Consider the following 21,312-nt stretch of genomic DNA (forward strand, 5'->3'; position numbering starts at 1 on the left):
GGGGCGCCCGCCCCCGGCCGGGGGGGGACCCCCCGCGGACCGCCGCCCGCCCGCCGCGCGTCGCCGCCCCCCCCGCCCCCGCCGGGGGGGGGCACCGGCGGCCCCCGGGTGGGGGACGGCGCCGTCCGCCGTAGTTCCGCGCCCGTGGCCGTGGCCAGGGCGGGGCGGGGGATTCCCTCGAACGGCGGAGCCGCGCCGCGCCGGAACCTGACGCCCCTTTCAGTAGCCTGCGGAGCCGAACCCGACACCTACCGGAACGAGGCCCCATGGCTCCCTCCCGGCCGTCCCGCCGTGCGCTCCTGCAGTCCGGGGCCGCGTTCGCCGCCCTGGCCCTGGCCGGCGGCTGCTCCTCCGACAGCACGGCGGACGAGCAGCCCGGACCGAGCAGCCCGGCCGCGGGCACCCCGGCCCCGTCGGGCAGCCAGGCCGCCGCCCGGGCGATGCCCGCCGAGTCGGGCCCGCACACCCGCACCTTCATGGCCTGGCCGGCCCTGGAGGAGGTCTGGGGCGACCAACTCCCCGGCGTCCGGCAGGACATCGCCTCGCTCGCCCAGGCCGTCGCGGGCTTCGAACCGGTCGTCCTGCTGGCCCGCCCCGACCAGGCCGACCAGGCCCGCCAGGCCTGCGGCTCCTCCGTCGAGGTGCTGGAGCTGATGGTCGACGACCTGTGGGCCCGGGACACCGGCCCGACCTTCGTCACCGGCGCCCAGGGCCTGGCCGGCGTCGACTTCAACTTCAACGGCTGGGGCGGCAAGCAGACCCACGCCAACGACGGCCAGGTCGCCCGCAACCTCCTCGACCACTACGGCATCACCCGCATCCAGGCGCCGATCACCGGCGAGGGCGGCGGCATCGAGGTCGACGGCGAGGGCACCCTGATGGCCTGCGAGAGCTCCTGGGTCAACGACAACCGCAACCCCGGCAAGAGCCGGGACCAGATCGAGGCGGACTTCAAGGACCTGCTCGGCGTCCGGAAGGTGATCTGGTTCAAGGGCGTCGCCGGACAGGACATCACCGACTGCCACGTCGACGCGCTCGCCCGCTTCGCCGAGCCCGGCACCGTCGTCCTGCACCGCCCCGCCGCCGACACCCCGCCGGACGTCTGGACCACCGCCTCCAACCAGGCCATCCAGGTGCTCCAGACCGCGACCGACGCCAAGGGCCGCACGCTCAAGGTGGTCGACCTCCCCGAGCCCGACTTCGACCTGATCCAGGGCGCGGGCAAGAACTTCCTCGCCACCTACATCAACTACTACGTCTGCAACGGCGGCGTGATCGTCCCGAAGTTCGGCGACCAGGCCGCCGACGACAAGGCGGCCGGCATCATCGGCGACCTCCACCCCGGCCGCAAGGTCACCCAGGTCTCCATCAACCACATCGCCGCGGGCGGCGGCGGCATCCACTGCGCCACCCAGCAGCAGCCGGTCGCCGCGGCGGGCGCGTCGGGCGCGTCGGCCGGAGCGCCGTCCGGCCCGGCCTCGCCCGCCGCCTCGTCGTGAGGGGCCGCGGCCGACTGCGCGGCAACCGCTTCGCCCTCGCCCTGCTGCTGCTCGCCGTACTCTGCTCGGCCGGCATCGCGCTGTACTTCAACGAGCGCGACACCCGGCAGCAGACCCGGGAACTGGCCCTGCCGACGGCGGCGGACTGGATCGAACTCGACCTCACCGCCCAGGAGATCGACCCCGGGTCGGGCGACCTCGGCCTCTACGTGGCGGCCGTCCCGCACGGCAGCCTCGCCGACGGTCCGGACTCCGCCGTGTTCACCCGGCAGGTCGACATCACCGTCCACTCCGCGGCCAGCACCGACCTGCGGGCCGCGGCGGGGGAGACCGTCACCGCCCGGTCCGTCCAGGCCAACCTCTACGACGGCACCGAGTCCGACTACCCCTTCGACCGCTACCACTTCGAACTGGGCTTCTCGGCCACGGACAGCGCCGGCGCGGTGCCGGTCGGGCTGGTCTTCGCGGACGCCGACCCGTTCTTCGTGGTGCGGCCCACCAGCACCCCGCACGCCTCCGGTGTGACCGTCCTGGACGGCCGGGTCAGCCGGGCGCGCAGCACCTTCATCCTGGCCTGGTTCATGATCGCCGCGATGTGGGCGCTCGCCCTGGCCGTGCTGGGTGGCGCGGAGGTGCTCTACCGCGGCGGCCAGGGGCTGGTCTGGCCCTCGCTCGGCTGGATGGCGGCGACCCTCTTCGCGCTCATCGGCATGCGCAACGCGGCACCGGGCTCGCCACCGGTCGGCTCGCTGATGGACTACGTGTCCTTCTTCTGGGCCGAGGGGATCATCGCCGCGAGCCTGGCCTTCACCGTCATCGCCGGGGTCCGGGTCGAGCACCGCAAACGCCGCGCGGAGGAAGCGGCCGCGGAGCCTTCGGCGGGCCCGGCGGCCGATCCCGCCGGACCCTGATGGTCCGTCAGCCGCTCCGATGGGCCGGGGCCACCGGCCGTGCGACCGCCGCCTCCCGGCCCGCCGGGACGCCGGGGGCCGCACGCGCGGCGCGCGGGGCGGTGGCGGCGAGCACGAGGGCGAGCAGGACGTAGAGCGGGGCGGCGTTGGGGTCGGTCGCCTGGCCGGTGGACAGGCCGCCGAGGCTCTGCCCGAGCACCCAGAACACGAGGGAGAGGGCGACGGCGGCACCGGCGGCCGGCGGCCGCAGGCGTGGTCGCAGCGCCGCGAGCCCGATCAGGGCCTGCGCCGCGACCAGGGCGACGGTGACGGCGGTGCCACCGGCGGCCAGGGCCGACACGGTGTGCGCGCCGGCCGGGCGGAGCCAGGCGGGAGCACTGTCCGCGCTCCCGGCGACGGCCTGGAGGGCGCCGTTCCCGGGCAGCGCCTGGAGCACGGCCGCGCCGACCCACAGCACCACCCAGGACCAGGTGAGCCATCCCGTCCGCAGTCCGTCGGCCGGTTCGGTCCGGACGGCGGCGTCGCCGGGAAGGCCTTCTGACGCCGGTGGCCGGGCCGGCCACAGGGCGAGCGCGACGACCGCGTACAGCACGACGGCGCCCGGTCCGCCGGTGAGCATCAGCGCGTGCGCACTCGTCAGGCCGCCGAGGCCCTCGCCCAGCCACCAGACGGCGAGCGCCCAGGCGATCGAGGCGCCGAGCGCGAGGCGGACCCGGCGGGCCGAGTGCGCGAGGACCAGCGCGGCGCCGAGCAGGAGTTGGGTGGCGGCGAACAACAGGTCGAGGGGGAGTGGTGCGGTGGCGATCAGCCGGGCCGCCCAGTGCACCGGGCCCGCGACGACGGCGGGCTGCTGGTCGCCGGCCGGGGCGATGATCCGGTGGGCGAAGCCGGTGGTGAACATGAAGGGCTGCAGCTGCAGCGCTCCGGCGAGGAGCCACAGCAGACCCAGGGTCACCTGGGCCCGGCGGCGGGTGATGCGCATGGCGTCTCCAGCGGGAGGGGGAGCCCGCCCGGCACCGCTGGGGCGCCGGGCGCGCTCAGGGGAGCGGGCCGGTCGGGTCGGCGTCGGCGACGGTGTTGCCGCGGTAGGAGTGGGTGGCCTGGTCCCAGTCGCCGCAGGTGATCAGCCTCAGGTGGGGCAGGGCGTCGGCGGATCCGTAGACGGCGAGGGTCGGGAACGCGTCCTTGGGGTACTCCCGCACCGTGTCGACGCGGAAGGGGACGGTGGCACCGTCGGCCAGGGTCACCGACACCTGGTCCCCGGGCCTGAGGGCACCGAGCCGGTAGAAGACCGCCGGCCCGGTCCGGGCGGAGTCGACGTGGCCCAGGATGACCGAGGCCCCGACCTGGCCCGGGCTCACCGATCCGGTGAACCAGCCTGCCTGGAGGGGCTGTTGGGGCACCTGGACGGTGCCGTCCTGGTTCAGGCCGAGTCGCAGCAGCGAGGTGTGGACGTGGATCGACGGGATGTCGAGTTCGGTCGGGGGCGAGGCGGGCAGCGGACCGGGCGGCAGCGCGGCGCCGCCGGGCGTTCGTTCGGCCGGGAGGGGCGCGGCCGGGAGGGCGGCCGCGGCATTCGGTCGGGGCGGCGGCTCGGCGTGGTCGGTGGCGGCCAGGGCGAGGGTGCTCGCTCCGCCACCGGCCAGCAGGCCGGTGGCGGCGAGCACCGCGAGGCGTCGGCGGGCGCCGGACACGGTCGGGTGGTTGCCGGGCATGGCGGGGCCGGGGGGTCAGGAACGGTCGTCGCCGACCGGCCGGCGGCGGCGCAGCACCCAGGCTCCTCCGGCGGCCGCGACCAGCAGGAAGCTGCCGCCCGTGACCAGGGCCGCGTCGTCGGGACGGTGCTGGGTGGCCCCCGAGCCGGTGGCCGCGCCGCCGGTGGGCATGGCCTGGAGGGTGCCGCACAGGGCGGGTGCGGTGGCGGTCTGCGGCAGGGTCGGGTCCAGGTCGCTCGGGCCCAGGACGTCGGTGAACTTGCCGCTGCCGTTGTAGTCGAGGCCGTGCACCACGATGACGGCCTTGCCGGAGCGGATGTTGTTCGCCACGTCGTCGGTGACCGTCACGGTGCGTGCGTAGTGGAAGGAGCTTCCGGTGGGGAAGCGGTCGACGGCCAGGCCGCTGGCGGGGCTGGTGTCACCGCTGGTGGTCAGGGAGGTGCCGATCATTCCGTAGGAGGGGTGGCCGTCACTGGTACTGATCGCGGTGTGGCCGTTGAGGTTGGTGGCCGCCGCGGCGGTCGGGCACACGCCCATGCCGTCGACGTGGATGTGCATCGCGTGCGGGACCCCGGCCAGCAGGCCGGTGGTGTCGACGGTGACGGTGGCCTGGTCGCCGCTCAGTGAGAGCGTCGCGCTGCCGGAACCGGTGACGTTGTTGGTGGGGACGGGCTGGAGTCCGGCCTGGTAGCCGGGGGGACTCGACGAGCCGGCGGCGAGGGCTGTCGCGGGTACGCCCGCGGTCAGGCCCAGCGCGCCGGCGGCGGCCAGGCAGTAGATGGCTTTGCGCATGATGATCGTCCGCTCGTCGGGGCGGCCCGGCCGGGTGGGAACCGGTCGGACGCAGCCCGTTCGGACTGGCGGCGTGGTCGCCGCTCCTGGGGGTGGGCACCCTCGCCCCGGTGCTGCCCGGGGCGGGGTGGGGACGCCGTGCACCGAGCGGTGCGGGCGTCGGGTCGGTTCACCAGGGATTCGTGGCGGGCGGTGTGCCGGATGGGTCGGTCCGGCGGATCATCGTGCGGAAGGGGTCTGCCGGCGCGGGAACTCCCCGTTCCCGGCGAGGAGATCGTTCAGGAGCCGAGCCGGACCAGTTCGGCGTCGATCGCGTCGGCCATCAGTATCCGGGCGTGCGCCAGCGGCAGGCTGCCGCTCAGCCAGCGGGTGCTGAGGCCTTCGAGCAGCGCGGTGAGCCGCTCCGCCGCACCGGCCAGCGCGACCGCCGAGGACATCGGCTGCACGCCGCCCAGCAGTTCGGCGATCTCCTGGACCCAGACCCGGGTGGCGCGGGCGAGGTCCTCGCGCAGGGTCTCGTCGAAGACGGCGCTGGCGCGCAGCTCGCCCCAGGCGGTGCTGTTCTCCCGGACCTCGACGCTGTCCTGGAGCTCCAGCAGCAGCGTCTGCTCCAGCTCCTCGCGGGCCGTCAACGGCGGTGCGTCGGCGGCGCGTTCGGTCGTGTAGCGCTCGGCCCGGTCGTTGATGAACTCCAGCGTCTGCCGGAGGATCCCGGTGCGGTCCTTGAAGTGGTAGTAGATGAGCGCGGTGGACACGCCCGCCTCGGCGGCGAGCTCCTCCACCCGCAACCCGCGTACCCCGCGCCGCGCGATCACCCGCGCCGCAGCTTCCATGATCGACGTTTTCCTACTGGCCACGGTCCACCACCTTACCCGCGGGGCGCGCCAAGATCACTCCGTATGCTGAAAGTCCCGTCAGGTGGGACGCCGGGCGGATGCCGGTCGAGGACCGCACGTCCTGACGACTTTCGGACAAGCTGCGCCCCGGGAGCGGAATTCTCCGGTCCTCCGCTGAACTTTCACGCCTCCACCACCTAGGGTGGCTCTCGTTCGACCGCCGGGTGGACCGGCGCAACGGGGGCACCTCATCCTCCTCAACACCCCAGGAGCACACCGGACATGATCCTGCGTCAGATAGTGAAGCGCGTGAGGACCCTGGCGGTCGGACGGGGCGCCGGCGCCGGCGTGGCGTCGATCGCCCTGATCGCGGCCGTCGCCCTGGGCGGCACCGTCTCCGGCATGTCCACGGCCGAGGCCCGGACGGCGGGCTGGGGCAACGGAGGCAAGTGGAGCTGCTCCGGGCAGCCCGTCGCCGCCGGGAACGTCATCACCGACCACGACCCCAGCGGCTGCAGCGGCGCCGGCTCCTGGTACCAGCAGCCGGCCAAGGACGGCATCTGGACCTGCTCCGGCTCCCCGGTGGTGGCCGGCTACGTCATCACCGACCACCAGACCACCGGCTGCCGGGGCATGGGCTCCTGGCGGCACAGCCTCGTCCACGACGGCATCTGGACCTGTTCCGGCTCGCCCGTCGTGCCCGGCTACGTCATCAGCAACCACTTCCGCAGCGGCTGCGGCGGCATCGGCAACTGGCAGCACAGCCTCCCGCACGACGGCATCTGGACCTGCTCCGGCTCCCCGGTGGTGGCCGGCTACGTGATCACCGGCCACCAGGTGGCGGGCTGCGACGGCGCCGGCTCCTGGCGCCACAACATCGCCCGCGTCGGCCTGTGGACCTGCCCCGGCTCGCCCGTCCCGGCCGGCTTCCGGGCCACCCAGTACAACGCCGGCGCCTGCGACGGCCTCGGCGGCTGGGCCCTCGCCCGCGCCTGACGCACCGCCACCGGGCCGGCCCCGTCCCGGCCGGCCCGGTCCCCAGTCGTTACGGGGCCGGTTCGGCCAGGACGGCCTGCGCCGCGTTGTGCCCCGGGATCCCGCTGACCCCGCCGCCGCGGACGGCGCCCGCCCCGCAGAGCAGCACGTTCGGGTGGGCGGTGGCCACGCCCCAGCGGGCGGCGGGGTCCGCCCGCTCCTCCCCGCCGCCGTCCCGCTCCTCCCCGCGGACGTCCCGGTCCTCCGTGAAGGGGAAGGCGAGGTCGCGATGGAAGATGTGCCCGCCCGGCAGCCCGAGCTCCCGCTCCAGCGCCGGCGGCGTCCGGGCCTCCACGCAGGGCCGTCCGTCCGCGTCCACGGCCAGGCAGTCGGCGATCGGCTCGGCCAGCACCGCGTCCAGCTGCGCCAGGCTCGCGGCCAGCGCGCGCCCCTCGGCCGCCGGGTCGCCGAACAGCCGGGCGGGCATGTGCAGTCCGAAGAGCGTCAGGGTCTGGTACCCCTGCCGGACGGCCTCCGGCCCGAGGACGGACGGGTCGGTGAGGGAGTGGCAGTAGATCTCGGACGGCGGCGCCGAAGGCAGTCGGCCGGCCAGCGCCTCGGTGTACGCGGTCTCCAACTGCCGGTAGCCCTCGGCGATGTGGAAGGTCCCGGCGAAGGCCTCGCGCGGGTCGGCGGCGGCGTCCCGCAGTCGGGGCAGCCGGCGCAGCACCATGTTGACCTTGAGCTGGGAGCCCTCCGGGGCGGGCCCCGGGTCCTCGCCGAGCAGCCGGGCCAGGGTGGCCGGTGCGGTGTTCACCAGCACCCGGTGCCCCGCCACCGTCGCCTCGCCGTCCCGGTGCCGGTACGTCACCTCGGCGTCGCCCCGGCCGTCGGTGGCGACGGCCGTCACCTCGCAGCCGGTCCGGAGCTCCGCCCCGGCCGCCCGCGCGGCCCCGGCCAGGGCGTCCGTCACCGCGCCCATCCCGCCGACCGGCACGTCCCAGTCGCCGGTCCCGTTGCCGATGACGTGGTAGAGGAAGCAGCGGTTCTGCCGCAGCGCGGGGTCGTGGGCGTGGGTGAAGGTGCCGATCAGCGCGTCCGTCAGGACCACCCCGCGCACCAGGTCGTCCGTGAAGCTCCCTTCGACCACCTCGCCGAGCGGCCGCTCGAACAGGGCCGTCCAGGCGGCCTCGTCGTCGACCAGCCGACGGAACTCGGTGCGGGTGCGCAGCGGTTCGGTCAGGGTGGGGAACACCCGCCGGGCGACCTCCGCCGTCATCCCGTAGAAGCGCTGCCAGGCCTGCCACTCCCGGTCGCCGCCGGTCAGGCTCCGGAACGACTCCCGGGTGCGGTCCGGGTCGGCCGCGTCCACCAGCAGCCCGGTGGGCTTCCCGTCCCGCAGCGTGGGGGTGTAGGAGGAGATCCGGCGGCGGCGCAGGTCGAGCCGCAGCCCGAGGTCCCGCACCACCTGCCGGGGCAGCAGGCTGACGAGGTAGGAGTAGCGCGACAACCGGGCGTCCACGCCGGGGAACACCCGGGCGGAGACGGCGGCCCCGCCCACCCGCGCCAGCCGTTCGAGGACCAGCACCCGCCGCCCGGCCCGCGCCAGGTAGGCCGCGGCCACCAGTCCGTTGTGCCCGCCGCCGACGATCACGACGTCGTACCGGGATGACACCTTCGTGGTCATCCGGTCACGGTACGACACCACACCCGTGCGGGGAACCCGCACGACGCCGGTGGGGCCGGGCGCCGCGCCCGGACCCACCGGTGCCCCCAGCGGCCTCGTCGGCACCGCACCTGGTGCTCCGCTAGGCTCAACACCCGCTGTCCGCGCGACGATTGGTGGTGCTCCGATGCAGGGTTACGGCCGGACCGAGCTCGAGTGGAACGAGTTGGCGGAGGCCGCTCACGACCACCTGGCCGAGGTCGCCAGGGCCGGTGGCCTGACGACGTACACCAAGCTGAGCGCGGCCCTGGTGGAGCGGACGGGGCAGCCCGGGTTCGACTTCTCCCGGGCGGACCACCGGGCAGCGGTCGGGTACCTGCTGTGGCGCGTCACCACGGACGGCCGGACCGGGCAGGAACCGATGCTGTCCGCATTGGTCCGGTACGAGGGCATGAACGACGCCGGCCCCGGGTTCTACGGTCTGGCGCAGGAGCTCGGGCTCCTGTCGCTCGGCGCCTCCAGGGCGGAGAAGGACACGTTCTGGAGCGGCCAGGTCGGAGCTCTGCACACCGCGTACGCCCGTCCCGGCGGTCCGGCCTGAGGGCGGTCCCGAGGGCGGTCGACCTGCCGACCGACGCAAGGCCGCCATGATCACGGGATCCGGCCCCGTGGTACGTTCCGGGACCAAGGGGGCGACATGGACGAGACGTCGACGGCACGTGAGGAACTGGACCGGCTGGGTCGGTCCCTGCACGGGCAACTGGTCATACTGGTCAAGGACTTGACCGTTCGTGCTCACCTCCGCCGACTCGCACTCGGCGAGCCGGAGCCGGAGATCACGGACCGGCCCGATCCGCTGCGCCACCACCACGCGCTGGCGTACCAGGGCAACCGTCCGAAGGCCGCCACCGCCGCCGAGACGTCCGACCGGGCGGTCTCCCTCCTCGACGCGGCCGGCTGGGACGTCACGACGTCACGGCTGGACGACGACGGGAGGGTCTGGACGGTCGTCCTCGCCCGCCGGGACGGCAGCACCATCCGCGTCCTGACGAGCGACGACACCCCAGCGGTGGTCTTCCGCGGACAGACGGCGGACCTGGCCCTGCACACCCCGCAACCGGCGCCGCACCCGGTGCCGGAGCCCCAGCCGGAACCCGACCCGGAACCCGACCCGGAACCCGACCCGGAGCCGGTGCGCACGCCCGAGACCCTGACACCCGGCTACGTCCTCTGCTACGAGTGCGACGGCCTCGGCCTCTGCCTCCTCTGCCGCGGCCGCGGCTGGCGGCCCCGCCTGCCCGAGGGCAAGCGCCGCTGCGGCGAATGCCAGGCCAGGAAGGTCTGCGTCATCTGCAGGGGCGGCGGCCAGCTGAGCATCTACGGACTGTCCACCTACCAACGCGGCTACTACCCGGAGCTGGACCAGCACTGACCTCGGCCGTTGCGGGGAGTCACAGCTCCGGGGCCATCCGATGCCGGTGTGGATGGCCGCGAAGCCGGGGCGAGGTGAGTTCCAGCGCCCGGTTGTCGAGCCCGGCGCTCATCTGGTCTAGCCAGCGCTCGTACCAGTCGAGGAAGTCGGCGGCGGAGGAGACGTTGGGCCCCCAGTGCCCGTCGCCGTTGCCGACGAGGACTCGGCCGGTGAGGGGCCCGGTCACCGCGATGACGCACACGTCGGTGCAGCCCATCTCGATGATGTGGAGGAAGAGGTCGCGATCGTGCGACCCGGCCGCCGGGCGGTCGAAGCCCCGGGGCGTCCCCGGCTCTCCGCGCGGCTCCATGACCAGCAGGGAGCACCGCTCCAGTGGAACGAGGCCGTAGAACGGTGCCGCGCCGGAGCCGCCGAGGTACCTGAGGAACTGCCGGTGGGCGCTGTGCAGGGCGACGCCGTGCTCGGCCTCGAACGCAGCGATCCGCGCTTCCGACACCTTCGGTCCGAGGCGGAACCTGTGCTGCTCCTCCCCGAAGGAGTGGCTGCGCAGCGGCTGGAACGGGATCGCGGCCAGCTTGCGCCGCAGACGGGGTATGCGGGGGTCCATGGTGGGTCTTCTCTCGTCCCCGTCACCCTAGAGCGTGTCAGGGGATGAACTGCGCTCCGAGCAGGCCGTGGCCGGCGTTCGCCGCCGCGCGCCAGACCGGGGGTACGCCGTCGAGCAGGGCGGTGATGTCGTCCCGGCCGCCCTCGTCGTGGAGGGCGGCGGTGAGGAGCAGTTCGGCCTGGTGCCGGCTCTGCGGGGTCCAGTCGTAGGCGCGTTCGACGGCGGGAAGGGTCTGTACGACCTGTTCCGGGGTGAGGAGGAGGTCGCCGAACCAGCCGGGCAGGAGCGCGAAGCGCTGCGGGCCGAGGGCGAAGGCCATGGCGGAGGCCGGGTAGGCCTTGCGGGCGGAGGCCACGACGTGCGGCAGGGACTTGTCGTAGCCCTGTTCCCAGGCCTCGTAGACGGTGCAGATCCGCTCGTCCAGTGCGGACGGGGCGGTGAGATCGATGAAACGGTCCAGCGCCTCCGGGGTGCTGCCGCCGGCCCGCCACCACCGGAGGAGGTCCGTGGACGCGGGGAGCGCGGCCTCCGCCTCGATGACGGGAGCGAGTTCCGGCGCGTACCGCGCGACGGTGTCGGGCCGTACGGGGACCAGACACCACATGCCCAGGAAACTCATCGGTGGCCCCCCTTGTCGTGTTGCCGCGATGGTGTCACGCCCCTCCGACAACGGGATGCCGTGCCGCCCGGGTCCGGGACGAAGGCTCCGGTAGCTCCCCCGCTCCGCTCATTCCGTGGCCGTCAGCCAGGCGTGGAGCCGGCGCAGGGCGAGGGTTTCCGCCGGGGAGGCGGGCGCGGTCAGTGCCTGACGCAGTGCCCGGTCGGCCGCGTCGTGGGCTCCCGCGGCGATCAGTGACTGCAGGGCCCGCCACCGGGTCTCGTCGGCGGCGCCCGGCGTCGTGCAGACGCGGCACCACAGGGGGACGGCCTCCTGGGCGAGTCCTGCGCCGGCCAGGAGGGAGGCGGTCTCGGCGACCCGGCCGATCGTGCCGAGGGAGGCCGACACGCGGCCGAGGACCTCCCGAACGCCCCCCGCGCCGGCCACGGCCGCCCACGACCGGACGACGGCCCGGAGCTCGGGACCGGTCAGACCGGGGTCGTCGAGCAGTCGGCGTCCCAGCTCCATGACGGCCTTGTCCTGGCCGTGTTCGACCAGGACGGGCAGGAGCTCCGTGCGCAGCGCCGCCCCGCCGTACGGGCGGGCCTCCAGGGCGTCCAGGACCTCCTCGCAGGCCGACGCGCCGTCGTGGCGCAGCACGACGCGGGCGGCGTTCACGAACGCCTTGGTGCTGCTGCCGGGTTGCCGGAGCACGCGGAGGGCGAGCGGCAGGACGGCGGCGGGCGCCGCACCGGCTTCGAGCAGCAGCCCGAGGGCGGTCGCGTGGTCCTCGGGCTTCCCGTCGAGTCTCTCCAGCCAGTGCCGTACCTCGTCCGCCGCGTCCGGGCCGAGGGCCCTGACGAGGACCATGAACTCCAGCTGGAGGCTGTACCTCCGCCGGGTCGTGGCACCGAGGCCCGTCCGGACCAGTTCGAGTGCCTGCGCGGCGAATCCCTCGCGCAGCAGGTCGTGGGCGATGCTCGGGCGCTCGTCCGCGTTCCACACCGAGGCCTCGCGCAGGAACCCGACGATGCGGTCGGCTCCGGCGGCGCCCTCCGTCCCGACCCACGCCGTCACGACGTCGCTGTTGTCGTCGCTGCTGATCGATTCGTCGAGGAAGCGTCGGGTGAGCGGGGCGGCCTCGTCGGTGCGCCCGAACCGGAGCAGGGTGAGGATCAGGCCCCGGGCCGACCAGATCTGGGAGTCGTTCCGGGCTCCGATGATCCGGGCGACCTCCTCGGCGGCGTCCGCCCCGTCGACGTCGAACCAGAGTTCGCCGGCCCTCTCCAGGCGCTGGTCGTTGTGCTCGGGGCCGGTCAGGACGGACCGGGCGAGGTCCACCAGGCCCTCGGTGCTGCCCTCGGCGAGGAGCAGGTCCCCGGCGGTCAGCCGGTCCCAGACGGAGACGCGCGGAGCGGTGAGCAGACGCCTCAGGGCCTCGGTCCGGAACGGCCCGCCCGAGGGGTCGAGCGAGGCGAGGTGCCGGCAGCACAGCAGCACGGTCTCCGGCGTCCCGGTCGAGGCCAGGCCCTCCAGGGCGGTGATGCCGTCCCGGAGGGAGGCGACGTTCGCGAGCGCGGCGGCCGCCCCGGTGCGCAGGGACGGCGGGAGGCCTTCCGCCTGCGCGACGGTACGAAGGCGGGCGGCGAGCCGGCGGTTCCCGCGCAGCTGGGACAGCTCGGCGAGGACCTCGGCGTCGGACGTGGCGAACCGCGACCTCTCGTCACCGGCGAAGTCCGTCAGGCGGTCGATCACCGACTGTTCGAGCGCCTCGCCCAGGGGTACGCCCGCCGTGACCAGGCGCAGTGCCATGACCCGGTGCTGCAGCTCGCCGGCGAGCAGGTGGCGGACGATCAGGCCGACGTCGTTGCCGGGCCGCCGCGCCCAGAGGGCACAGGTGAACAGCATCCGGTTACGGGCGCCGGCGCTGGTGGCGGCGGCGGCCCAGGGGCCGAGGCCGGGGAAGTCGGAGGGGATCCCCGGCGCCTCGTCCCGGGCGGCGAGGAACTCGGCGAACGACTGGTGGAGGAAGGACAACTCGGTGCCGTCGAAGGAGAGCACACCGCTCTGCGCCAGGAACTGCCCGAGTTCACCGTCAGCGCCCTCGGGCCAGCGCAGGCCGGAGGGGAGTCGGTCCGCCAGCCACGTCCGGGCCTCGCCGACGAGCGAGGTCTCCGGCGCCCCCTTGAGCCGCGCCCAGGCGAGGTGGGTCACCAACCGGTCGCGGTGCTCCAGCAGCCACGCGGCCATGGGGCCCAGCTCCCGCTGCTCCCAGCGTTCGACGAACCGCTTCGTGACCGCTCGGTTCCCCTCCCGGGCGGTCCTGAGCTGGTCCAGGAACGCCTCGTACAGGTCGACCCGGCCGCGGGGCAGCGGAGCGCGCGGGTTGCGGCTGCGGAAGGCGGCCGCGATGGTCGCAAGCAGCGGCACCCGGAGCACCTCCTGCAGACCGGCCTCGTCGACCTCGTCCAGGAACCGCCGGGCGTGGGCGGCGGCCTCGTCCGATCCCTGGGCCCGGAACCAGCGCTCGGCGAAGGCGAGTTGCTGGTCGGTGTCGAATCCCTTGAGGGTGTAGAAGCCGATGCCCGGCAGGTCCTCGAAGGGTTCGAGCTCGCCCTGCGGGAGGGGACGGGAGGTGATGACGAACCGGAAGTGCCCGCCGGGCGGCATCTGTTCGGCGAGCTTCCGCAGGGCGTTGTGCCGGATGACCGGTGAGGACACCTCGTCCAGGCCGTCGACGACGACGAGCCACCGGACGCCGTGCGGGCGGCTCGCGAACCGCTCGTGGTGCACGGGCTCGGTCTGGGTGCCGCTGCGGTTCACCGCCTCGCTCAACTGCCGGTACCAGGCCTGGGGGAGATGGAGGTCCGCCGAGGCGATCCGGACGGCGACCACGGCGCTCGGGTACCAGGGCTGTGCCCCGCCGTCCTCGTCCTCGCACAGCCAGTACCTGGCCACCTGCCGCACGAGGTGCCGGCCCAGGGTGGTCTTGCCGGTGCCCGGACCGCCCGTGATGAAGAGGTGGTCGTGCGTCGCCAGGGCCTCGGCGAGGGTCGAGGCCGACGGGTGGGGCCGCCGGGCGGCCTCCTGCCCCGGTTTCTCGGGGCCCTGCGGCAGGGGCTGGACGTCCTGCTCGACGTAGACCTCGGACAGCGGCGGTCTGACGACGCCGAGCAGGTCGTAGGGGAACTGCTCGGCGGCGGCGGCCTGGCTGCGCAGCAGGTCCTCCAGCCACGGGTCGGGCAGGGGGATGTCCGTCCACTCCACGTTCCTGACGCCTGCCCCGCGCGTCGCGTGGCGCCGGGCGCGCTCCGCCAGCCTCGACTGCCGCTCGGCGCGACTCCACAGGGAGGCGACGGCCTCCGCGGGGTGGCCGAGCGCCGCGGCGAGCTGCTCGGCCGCCTGCCGTCGGCAGAGGCGGCGGGCGCCCAGGACGTCGTACACGGTGTTCTTGTCGGGAGCCACCGGGGCGCCGGGCGCACGGGGGGCCTTGAGGAAGGCGTGGACGCTGACGTGTCCGGCGGCTCGCAGCGCCGAGCGGAACCACTCGGCGAGCTCCGCCAGTTCGGGCCGCTCGTGCTGCTCGGTCTTCCTCGGCCGTCCGTTCGCCATCAGCCCGCTCTCCATGGGTTTCCGCAGAGTTTCCTCACGCTAGAGGGAAATCCCGGCGCAGGTGGAGGGTTTGTCGCATCGGTTTCGACGAGTGACGGGGGAGCGGCGCGATGGTGTTCGACGCGGTGGTGAACGGCCTGGACGGTGCCCGGGCGGCAGCCGTGACGGTTCCGGTGGTGATCGCCGCGGTGGCGCGCCGCTGGCTGCGCTACCGGGAGGCCGTGCGGCGGGAGGCGGAGCGCACCCGGCAGGTCGAGACGGCCGTCGCGGGGACGGAGTCACGGCACCGGGCCGCGGTGATGGCGGCGAGCGCGTGGCTCCGGGAACCGCCGCGGACGCACGACGGGCACCGTTCGACGTCGGATCAGCCGACGCCGGAACGGTCGACGTCGGATCGGCCGACGTCGGAGCGGTCGGGTTCGGATCGGCCGACGTCGGAGCGGCTGAAAGGGCGGCAGGGAGGCTGACTGTGCGTACCGGCGGTGTTACGCTCGCCACAAGAGAGAGCTGACTCTCACTTGTTGGGTCCGGGCCTCGTTCGTCCACCCCGGCCCCGAGTGGGCAGGAGAGAGCCGCTCCGCCGAGTGTTCGTGAGGAGAGACCATGAACGCGCCCGCACCGCAGTTACCCTTCGAACGTCCCAACGCCCTGGACCTGGCGCCGCTGCTCGCGCGGCTGCGCGAGGAAGGGCCGATCACCCGGGTGACGACACCCGCCGGGGACCCGGCCTGGCTGGTGACCCGCTACGAGGAAGCCCGGGAGATCCTGAGCGACACCCGGTTCTCCCGGCTGCGCCCCGACACCGCGGACTCCCCGAGGATCTCGGCCTCGGCCCTGCACACCCGCCCCGCCCCCACGCCCGAGGAGGAGGACCGCGAGCACACCCGGATGCGGCGGATGCTGGCACCCGCGTTCAGCGCGCCGCGGATGCGGCGGCTGGGCGAGCGGATCGGGGAACTCGCCGCGTCCTGCCTGGACGGGATGGAGGAGGAGCGCGCAGGGGATCCGCGCCGCGCCGTCGACCTGCACGGCCACCTGTCCTTCCCGCTGCCCGTGATGGTGATCTGCGAGCTGCTGGGCGTGCCCGTCGCGGACCGGGAGCTGCTGCGCGGCTGGTCGGAGCGGATCGCCGCGCTGTACGGCGGGGCCGACGGGGCCGCGGCCATGGCCGAGTTCGAGGCGTACGTGGCCGCGGTCGCCGAGGACAAGCGCAAGCGGCCGGGACAGGACGTGATCAGCGACATCCTGGCCGTCCAGGCACAGGACCCGTCCTTCACCGAGGAGGAGATGACCCGCCTGGCGGTGGGACTGCTGTTCGCGGGCCACGAGACGACGTCGACCCGGATCGACCTCGGAGTCCTGTTCCTGCTGAGCGACACCGCCCGGCGCGACCGCTTCGCCGCCGACCCCGACGGATCGGCCCGCGCCACCGTGGAGGAGGTCCTGCGGATGGCCGCGCCCGGGGCCCTGGGCCTGACCCGCTACGCCCGCGAGGAGGTCACCGTCGCGGGGACGGCGATCGCGCGGGGCGAGGCGGTGCTGGTGGCGATCAACGCCGCGAACCGGGACGGGCGGGCGTTCGAGGAGCCGGACACCTTCGACCCGTCGCGTTCCCCCAACGCCCACCTGGCCTTCGGGCACGGCGGCCACTACTGCATCGGCAACGCGCTGGCCCGCACCGAGATGCAGATCGCGCTGACCGCGCTGGTCCGACGCTTCCCCGGCCTCCGGCTGGCGGTGGACGCGCGCAGCCTGCGCGACCACTCCGAACGGCTGGCGGGCGGCATCGGCGAGGTGCCGGTGCTGTGGTGAACGGGGGCCGTCTGACGTCTGACCTCTGACGTCCGAGGTCTGACGTCCGAGGTCTGACGTCAGCCCTCAGCCCTCAGCCGTAAGCCGTCAGGGCGTGCGGGTGCGCAGCGCGGGGGCGGGGCAGGGCAGTGGGCGGGCCCCGGTGGGGGAGAGGCCGTCGAGGACCAGGGCCAGGTACCGGCGCCAGCCGCCCTCACCCGGGTCCACCGTCCACAGCACCGAGACCAGCATGACGACGACGCGGTGCAGGTCGTCGGGCACGAGGTCGGTGCGGAGCACGCCCGCTGCCTGACCGCGCGCGAGGAGGACGTCGAGGGCGGCGAAGAACTCCTCACCGGTCGCCGGGGTCAGCACACCGGCGGCGCGGGCGGCGGCCAGCACGTTGTAGTCGCCGGCCACCGACTCCAGAGCCGCCGCCAGCACCCGGGCCAGCCCGCCCGCGGGTTCGGGATCGTGGGCGGCGGCCTGGATGACGGGCCGGACGTGCTCGTCGAAGCGCTGGTCCAGCACGGCCCGCAGGAGCGCGGCCTTGTCGGGGAAGCGGCGGAAGAGCGTGGCGGCCCCGAGGCCGGCCCGGCGCGCCACGTCGTCGAGGTGGGCGTCGGGGCCCTGCTCGGCGAAGACCTCCCGGGCAGCCCGGATGATCTTCTCCGCGTTGCGGGCGGCGTCGGCGCGCAGCAGCCGGGGAGCGTCGGGGACCATCCCGGCACCCTATCGCCGCAGCGGCCGCTACCCGAGGCCCTCCGCCACGCGGACGAGTTCCTCGTCCGTGAGCCGCGGGGGGCCGCCGGTGGTGACGACGAAGGTGTAGGTGCCGTCGGACCAGGTCAGTGAATGGGGGCCACCTGGGGAGTCCGCGTGCGTGATGCTCGCCGGGAGGCCCTTGACGGTGGCGGCCTTGCCGGGCGGTGGTGTGCTGCTCCGGAGGGTCTGGCCGATGATCAGGCTCCCTTGTGTGTCGGGCTCCGTGCCCAGGGTGTACCGGACGGCCCAGGCCGGGGTGTCGGTCGGGACTGCTGCCAGGCCGGGCAGGTAGACCATCCTGCCCGCGGGGGCGGGGTAGTAGTTCTCCGGGAGGAACGCGGGCCGGAGGAGCTTGCGCTCGTCGAAGTGGACGGCGGGCTTGCCCGTGGCGTCGTCGAGCGTTCTGGTCCCGAGGGGTTCGCTCAGGCGGGTGGTGATCTGCGCGGCGCCGCCCGGGTCGCAGAACCCCGGACGGACCGTGTGCCGCAGGGAGACCGTCACCGTGCCGGTGGACTCGTGGGCCACGAGCTCCGGCCGTTCCTCGCACCCCCAGCCGATGTTGAGCGTCAGGGTCAGGCCGTCGGAGCTGACCAGCAGCGGGTAGCCGGCCACGGGGCCTTGGCTGACCCGGGTCTCCGGGCCCCGATCCATCCACGCGTTGATCGCGATCGCGACGCCGCCGCCGAGGACGGCCACGACTGCCACGGCGGTCAGGCGGTTCCGTCGTCGACGGTTCGTCAACTGTCCTGCGGTGTCTTGTGTCACGGTCCCTCCCCGGCGGTTCGGTCATGCTCGCGGCCCGGCCCGTACGAGGTCAAACGAGGCGGTGGGACGCGGCAGCGCCTCATCTTGACGGTGGCGTGACAATGCACCGGGGAGGGCCTCGCCGATTCGACAGGGGAGGCATGTCAGGCATGTCTGGAAGGGACGGGATGTTCGCGCAAGGGACGAGCATGCTCCAGGGTGAGGGTTTGTCGGCGAAGGACGGTTTCGAGTGCTGGCGGGACGGGCTGGCCAGGAGGAGGGAGTGCGAGGCGACGAGTGCTCACGCACACGACTTCACCTGGCAGGTGCGGCTCTTCGAGCTGGGACCGGTGGTGCTGGTGGGCTCGTCGTTCCCGTCGGCGCGGTTCTGGCGTACGGAGCGGATGATCCGGCGTTCGGATCAGGAGCTGTGCTACCTGACGCTGCTGACCTCCGGAACCCACGCGCTCCGCCGGGGGCGGGACCAGGCGGAGACGTTCGGCGCCGGGGACTTCTCCCTCGTCGACAGCTCCACCCCGCACGATGCGCGGATGTTCGGGGACCGGGCCCCGGGCGGGAGCGGTCCGGACGTCGTCGGGGTGGGGATCGACCTGCCCGTGTCGCTGCTGCCGGTGCCCCCGCACCGGATGCGTGACCTGCTCGGCCGCAGGCTCTCCGGCCGGGAGGGCACAGGGGCGCTGCTGGCGCAGTTCCTCCTCGGGCTGGAGCGCCAGGCCGCCGCCCTCCAGCCCGCGGAGGCGTCCCGCCTCGGCACGGTGGTGCTCGACCTGATGTCGGCCTGGATCGCCGGGGAGCTCGACGCCGAGCGCACGCTGCCCCTGGAGGCCCGGCAGCGGGCCCTGGTGGAGACCATCCGCGCATTCGTCCGGGCCAACCTGCACGACCCCGGACTCACCCCGCCCGTGGTCGCCGCCGCCCACCACATCTCCGTCAGCCACCTGCACCGCCTCTTCGCGCGCCACTCCCAGGCGGAGACCGTGAGCGGGTTCATCCGCCGCCAGCGGCTGAGGAAGGCCCACCGCGACCTCGTCGACCCGGCCCTGATGGCCGTGCCGGTCCACGCCATCGGCGCCCGCTGCGGCATCCCCAACCCCTCCGAGTTCAGCCGCGCGTTCAAAGCCGCGTACGGCCTCTCCCCACGCGAACAGCGCCGCCGGGCCCTACCCGGGCCGACGGTCGAGGAGACGCTGCGCACAGGGTCGGAGACTCGTCGCGCATTCCACCACCGGACCGCCGACCTAGCGTGAGACGTGCACGGGGAGCCCCGCCCGGAATGCCCGTGTCACCGGATCAGATCAGCCACGACCTGGAGGTCATCGATGAAGAGGGCAATCGCCACACTCACCGCCACGGGGGTCCTGACCGTGGCCACCCTGGTCGGAGGCGCCGCGAGCGCCGGCGCGGCGGCCCCGGCCCCGGCCCCGGCGCCGGCCCCTGCGCATGCTGCCGCTGTGGCCGCCAACCCCATCGGCTCCTACGGCCCGTTCGGATCCGCTCAGGAGTGCACGCAGTACGTCGCGGACTACGGCAACTTGGGCTTCTGGGACTGCGAGTACGCCCAGCACAACTGGTACGCGTTCAGCCCGAACGCCGGCCACGTCGCGATCGATTCCTGGGGCCCGTTCGGATCCGCCCAGGAGTGCATCTCCTGGGTGGGGAGCATCAACAAGCTCGGCGTCTTCGACTGCGAGTACGCCCTGACCAAGTGGTACGCGTTCGCCCCGGTCTAGGAGCTGCGACCGCCCGCGCCGTGAGGTCCCGTCGAGCCCCGGAGAACTACTCCGGGGCTCGGTGGTGTCTGCGGACGGTGGAGACCGAACCGCCGGTGATCGCGTTCAGGCCCCATCCACCGTTCGACGACGTACAGTTGGCACGTTCGGTCATGTTCACCTCAGAACACGGACGAGAAGGAGTGCCTTTCTTGACCACTCACCTCAGGACCGGCGCCCGCGTGCGGATGGTTCCCGCGCTGGCCGCGACGCTGTGCGGGATCATCGGCGGCACCGCGCTCGGAACCTCCCCGGCCGCCGCGGCCGACCAGCGCCACCCGATCTACGCCATCGCCCACCGGGTCGACACCCTGGACGGCGTGGACGCGGCGCTCAAGCACGGCGCCAACGGCATCGAGATCGACGTCTGCGCCTGGTGGAACCCGAACGAGTGGCGCGCCTACCACGACTGTTCCTCGGCCGGGGAGAACCGGCTCGGCCCCAGCTTCGACAGCATGATCGACCGCATCCTCTCCAACGCCAACGCGGGCCGCCGGCTGTCGCTGGTCTGGCTGGACATCAAGGACCCCAACTACTGCGGCGAGGAGCCCAACCGCACCTGCAGCGTCGCGGGCCTCCACGACAAGGCACAGCGGCTGACCGCCGCCGGCATCCAGGTCCTCTACGGCTTCTTCGAGTACCACGGCGGCAACACCCCCGACGTCGGCGGCCGCGGCTGGAAGAGCCTGGAGGGCAAGCTCGGCCGCCTGGAGGGCATGACCACCACCGGGGCCCGTGACAAGGTCGTCGGAGCCTTCAACAGCTCCGGCGCGGGCATCCCGGTCGGCCGCCGCGCGATGGACTACGGCGACACCGACATCAAGAACGGTTTCGGCAACTGCACCGAGGCCACCTGGAACACCTGCGCGGAACTGAAGAAGGGAGCGGCCGACCGGGCAGCCGGCCGACTCGCCGCCACGCTGTCCTGGACGACCACCTACAACGACCCCTGGTACGTGGACAAGCTCCTCGGCGACGCCCAGGTCGACGGCATCATCGCGGGCTACGGCGCCTTCACGGGCGTGCGGGAGTACGACGACACCTGGCAGTGCGCCAACGCGATCAACCTCGTCCGCGACTGGGTCAACCGCCACAGCGGCAGTCACCGGATGGCCAACAGCGGTGACCGCCTCTTCAAGTAGGGGACCGTCAGCCCCGGACCGCTCCCGCGCGGCCCGGGGCCGGGCATTTGTTTCGGGCGAGAAGTAGGGGTACTGTCTCCCAGTCGCCCGACAGGGAGCACCGGACACGCGATGGCGCGGACGGTTCCGGGGCGGCCAATCCACGAGAAACAGCACAGGCCGAGTTCGGCATGCCTGGTTATCGGGATTGCGGCCGGATTCGCTTTTCGGAGCGGGGCTCGGCTAGAGTTTGAAACGTCGAACGGGGCATCAAACCCCGGAAGGCACCGGCGAGTTGGATGACGAAGCCCCGGAAAACGGAGCGGAAAACATCTGATAAGCTGGAAACACGAAAGAACGAAGCGCCCGGAGGGCCCGCTGGAAGGCGGTCCGAAGGAAGCGTCCGTTCCTTGAGAACTCAACAGCGTGCCAAAAGTCAACGCCAGATATGTTGACAT

At 73.6% G+C, this 21,312-nt stretch carries 20 protein-coding genes; 10 read left to right on the forward strand and 10 right to left on the reverse strand.

Annotated features, from left to right (window positions below; genetic code table 11):
- The first annotated feature begins 266 nt into the window (after positions 1-266).
- Both ACFWXO_RS39440 and ACFWXO_RS39445 read left to right on the forward strand, forming a co-directional pair.
- Positions 267-1,499 carry an agmatine deiminase family protein gene (locus tag ACFWXO_RS39440; RefSeq protein WP_380530558.1) on the forward strand — a complete coding sequence of 411 codons (1,233 nt, stop codon included), beginning with the start codon at positions 267-269 and terminating at the stop codon, positions 1,497-1,499.
- The gene (locus ACFWXO_RS39445) at positions 1,496-2,410 is read left to right on the forward strand and encodes a DUF4436 family protein (RefSeq protein ID WP_380530561.1); all 915 of its coding nucleotides are present in this window, start codon (positions 1,496-1,498) and stop codon (positions 2,408-2,410) included. Before ACFWXO_RS39440 ends, ACFWXO_RS39445 begins: the two co-directional genes overlap by 4 nt.
- Positions 2,411-2,417: 7 nt before the next feature.
- Here ACFWXO_RS39445 and ACFWXO_RS39450 read toward each other — a convergent pair whose 3' ends face one another.
- The 4 genes from ACFWXO_RS39450 to ACFWXO_RS39465 form a co-directional block, all read right to left on the reverse strand.
- The gene (locus ACFWXO_RS39450) at positions 2,418-3,392 is read right to left on the reverse strand and encodes a hypothetical protein (protein ID WP_380530564.1); all 975 of its coding nucleotides are present in this window, start codon (positions 3,390-3,392) and stop codon (positions 2,418-2,420) included.
- Positions 3,393-3,447: 55 nt separating this feature from the next.
- On the reverse strand, positions 3,448-4,125 hold the full coding sequence (locus tag ACFWXO_RS39455) for a class F sortase (RefSeq protein ID WP_380530567.1): 678 nt from the start codon (positions 4,123-4,125) through the stop codon (positions 3,448-3,450).
- A gap of 15 nt (positions 4,126-4,140) precedes the next feature.
- A complete protein-coding gene (locus ACFWXO_RS39460) occupies positions 4,141-4,917 on the reverse strand; it encodes a hypothetical protein (RefSeq protein WP_380530569.1) in 777 nt (258 codons plus the stop codon).
- A 278-nt stretch (positions 4,918-5,195) separates the two neighbouring features.
- Positions 5,196-5,750 (reverse strand): TetR/AcrR family transcriptional regulator, encoded by a 555-nt coding sequence (locus tag ACFWXO_RS39465; protein ID WP_380530572.1) that lies wholly within the window; start codon positions 5,748-5,750, stop codon positions 5,196-5,198.
- Positions 5,751-6,062: 312 nt separating this feature from the next.
- Here ACFWXO_RS39465 and ACFWXO_RS39470 point away from each other — a divergent pair, with 312 nt between their 5' ends.
- The gene (locus tag ACFWXO_RS39470; RefSeq protein WP_380530575.1) at positions 6,063-6,749 is read left to right on the forward strand and encodes a hypothetical protein; all 687 of its coding nucleotides are present in this window, start codon (positions 6,063-6,065) and stop codon (positions 6,747-6,749) included.
- A 49-nt stretch (positions 6,750-6,798) separates the two neighbouring features.
- Here the strand turns inward: ACFWXO_RS39470 and ACFWXO_RS39475 are convergent, their stop codons facing one another.
- Positions 6,799-8,415 (reverse strand): phytoene desaturase family protein, encoded by a 1,617-nt coding sequence (locus tag ACFWXO_RS39475; protein WP_380530578.1) that lies wholly within the window; start codon positions 8,413-8,415, stop codon positions 6,799-6,801.
- Between the two features lie 166 nt (positions 8,416-8,581).
- Here ACFWXO_RS39475 and ACFWXO_RS39480 point away from each other — a divergent pair, with 166 nt between their 5' ends.
- Positions 8,582-8,995 carry a hypothetical protein gene (locus tag ACFWXO_RS39480; protein ID WP_380530581.1) on the forward strand — a complete coding sequence of 138 codons (414 nt, stop codon included), beginning with the start codon at positions 8,582-8,584 and terminating at the stop codon, positions 8,993-8,995.
- Positions 8,996-9,091: 96 nt separating this feature from the next.
- The gene (locus ACFWXO_RS39485; protein WP_380530585.1) at positions 9,092-9,826 is read left to right on the forward strand and encodes a hypothetical protein; all 735 of its coding nucleotides are present in this window, start codon (positions 9,092-9,094) and stop codon (positions 9,824-9,826) included.
- 19 nt (positions 9,827-9,845) lie between these two features.
- Here the strand turns inward: ACFWXO_RS39485 and ACFWXO_RS39490 are convergent, their stop codons facing one another.
- From ACFWXO_RS39490 to ACFWXO_RS39500, 3 genes are all read right to left on the reverse strand, one after another.
- On the reverse strand, positions 9,846-10,433 hold the full coding sequence (locus ACFWXO_RS39490; protein ID WP_380530588.1) for an SMI1/KNR4 family protein: 588 nt from the start codon (positions 10,431-10,433) through the stop codon (positions 9,846-9,848).
- A 37-nt stretch (positions 10,434-10,470) separates the two neighbouring features.
- Entirely contained in the window at positions 10,471-11,052 is a 582-nt protein-coding gene (locus ACFWXO_RS39495; RefSeq protein WP_380530591.1) for a hypothetical protein, read from the reverse strand.
- A 108-nt stretch (positions 11,053-11,160) separates the two neighbouring features.
- Positions 11,161-14,643, reverse strand: coding sequence for an NACHT domain-containing protein (locus ACFWXO_RS39500; RefSeq protein ID WP_380530594.1), 3,483 nt, complete (start codon positions 14,641-14,643; stop codon positions 11,161-11,163).
- Positions 14,644-14,753: 110 nt separating this feature from the next.
- Here ACFWXO_RS39500 and ACFWXO_RS39505 point away from each other — a divergent pair, with 110 nt between their 5' ends.
- The gene (locus ACFWXO_RS39505) at positions 14,754-15,110 is read left to right on the forward strand and encodes a hypothetical protein (protein ID WP_380530597.1); all 357 of its coding nucleotides are present in this window, start codon (positions 14,754-14,756) and stop codon (positions 15,108-15,110) included.
- Positions 15,111-15,246: 136 nt separating this feature from the next.
- Positions 15,247-16,455 carry a cytochrome P450 gene (locus ACFWXO_RS39510; protein WP_380530600.1) on the forward strand — a complete coding sequence of 403 codons (1,209 nt, stop codon included), beginning with the start codon at positions 15,247-15,249 and terminating at the stop codon, positions 16,453-16,455.
- Between the two features lie 87 nt (positions 16,456-16,542).
- On the opposite strand, the gene ACFWXO_RS39515 is transcribed toward ACFWXO_RS39510, so the two are convergent.
- Both ACFWXO_RS39515 and ACFWXO_RS39520 read right to left on the reverse strand, forming a co-directional pair.
- Positions 16,543-17,157, reverse strand: coding sequence for a TetR/AcrR family transcriptional regulator (locus tag ACFWXO_RS39515; protein ID WP_380530603.1), 615 nt, complete (start codon positions 17,155-17,157; stop codon positions 16,543-16,545).
- A 27-nt stretch (positions 17,158-17,184) separates the two neighbouring features.
- On the reverse strand, positions 17,185-17,904 hold the full coding sequence (locus ACFWXO_RS39520) for a hypothetical protein (protein WP_380530606.1): 720 nt from the start codon (positions 17,902-17,904) through the stop codon (positions 17,185-17,187).
- Between the two features lie 248 nt (positions 17,905-18,152).
- Between ACFWXO_RS39520 and ACFWXO_RS39525 the strand changes: the two genes are divergently transcribed.
- The 3 genes from ACFWXO_RS39525 to ACFWXO_RS39535 all read left to right on the forward strand — a co-directional run bounded on the left by ACFWXO_RS39525 (position 18,153) and on the right by ACFWXO_RS39535 (position 20,875).
- Positions 18,153-19,211 (forward strand): helix-turn-helix domain-containing protein, encoded by a 1,059-nt coding sequence (locus ACFWXO_RS39525; protein WP_380530609.1) that lies wholly within the window; start codon positions 18,153-18,155, stop codon positions 19,209-19,211.
- Between the two features lie 204 nt (positions 19,212-19,415).
- Positions 19,416-19,694 (forward strand): hypothetical protein, encoded by a 279-nt coding sequence (locus tag ACFWXO_RS39530; protein ID WP_375893569.1) that lies wholly within the window; start codon positions 19,416-19,418, stop codon positions 19,692-19,694.
- Positions 19,695-19,876: 182 nt separating this feature from the next.
- Positions 19,877-20,875, forward strand: a complete 999-nt coding sequence (locus ACFWXO_RS39535; protein ID WP_380530612.1) for a phospholipase — start codon at positions 19,877-19,879, stop codon at positions 20,873-20,875.
- The last annotated feature ends 437 nt before the right edge of the window (positions 20,876-21,312 follow it).

Source organism: Kitasatospora sp. NPDC059088 (assembly GCF_042738155.1).
Taxonomy (GTDB): Bacteria; Actinomycetota; Actinomycetes; order Streptomycetales; family Streptomycetaceae; genus Kitasatospora.

Coding starts and splice junctions, on each gene's coding strand:
- ACFWXO_RS39490 (WP_380530588.1), bottom strand. CDS start 10,433: ATGGACCCCCGCATACCCCGTCTGCGGCGCAAGCTGGCCGCGATCCCG.
- ACFWXO_RS39495 (WP_380530591.1), bottom strand. CDS start 11,052: ATGAGTTTCCTGGGCATGTGGTGTCTGGTCCCCGTACGGCCCGACACC.
- ACFWXO_RS39450 (WP_380530564.1), bottom strand. CDS start 3,392: ATGCGCATCACCCGCCGCCGGGCCCAGGTGACCCTGGGTCTGCTGTGG.
- ACFWXO_RS39480 (WP_380530581.1), top strand. CDS start 8,582: ATGCAGGGTTACGGCCGGACCGAGCTCGAGTGGAACGAGTTGGCGGAG.
- ACFWXO_RS39485 (WP_380530585.1), top strand. CDS start 9,092: ATGGACGAGACGTCGACGGCACGTGAGGAACTGGACCGGCTGGGTCGG.
- ACFWXO_RS39455 (WP_380530567.1), bottom strand. CDS start 4,125: ATGCCCGGCAACCACCCGACCGTGTCCGGCGCCCGCCGACGCCTCGCG.
- ACFWXO_RS39510 (WP_380530600.1), top strand. CDS start 15,247: ATGAACGCGCCCGCACCGCAGTTACCCTTCGAACGTCCCAACGCCCTG.
- ACFWXO_RS39465 (WP_380530572.1), bottom strand. CDS start 5,750: ATGGAAGCTGCGGCGCGGGTGATCGCGCGGCGCGGGGTACGCGGGTTG.
- ACFWXO_RS39475 (WP_380530578.1), bottom strand. CDS start 8,415: ATGACCACGAAGGTGTCATCCCGGTACGACGTCGTGATCGTCGGCGGC.
- ACFWXO_RS39505 (WP_380530597.1), top strand. CDS start 14,754: ATGGTGTTCGACGCGGTGGTGAACGGCCTGGACGGTGCCCGGGCGGCA.
- ACFWXO_RS39460 (WP_380530569.1), bottom strand. CDS start 4,917: ATGCGCAAAGCCATCTACTGCCTGGCCGCCGCCGGCGCGCTGGGCCTG.
- ACFWXO_RS39525 (WP_380530609.1), top strand. CDS start 18,153: ATGCTCCAGGGTGAGGGTTTGTCGGCGAAGGACGGTTTCGAGTGCTGG.
- ACFWXO_RS39500 (WP_380530594.1), bottom strand. CDS start 14,643: ATGGCGAACGGACGGCCGAGGAAGACCGAGCAGCACGAGCGGCCCGAA.
- ACFWXO_RS39440 (WP_380530558.1), top strand. CDS start 267: ATGGCTCCCTCCCGGCCGTCCCGCCGTGCGCTCCTGCAGTCCGGGGCC.
- ACFWXO_RS39515 (WP_380530603.1), bottom strand. CDS start 17,157: ATGGTCCCCGACGCTCCCCGGCTGCTGCGCGCCGACGCCGCCCGCAAC.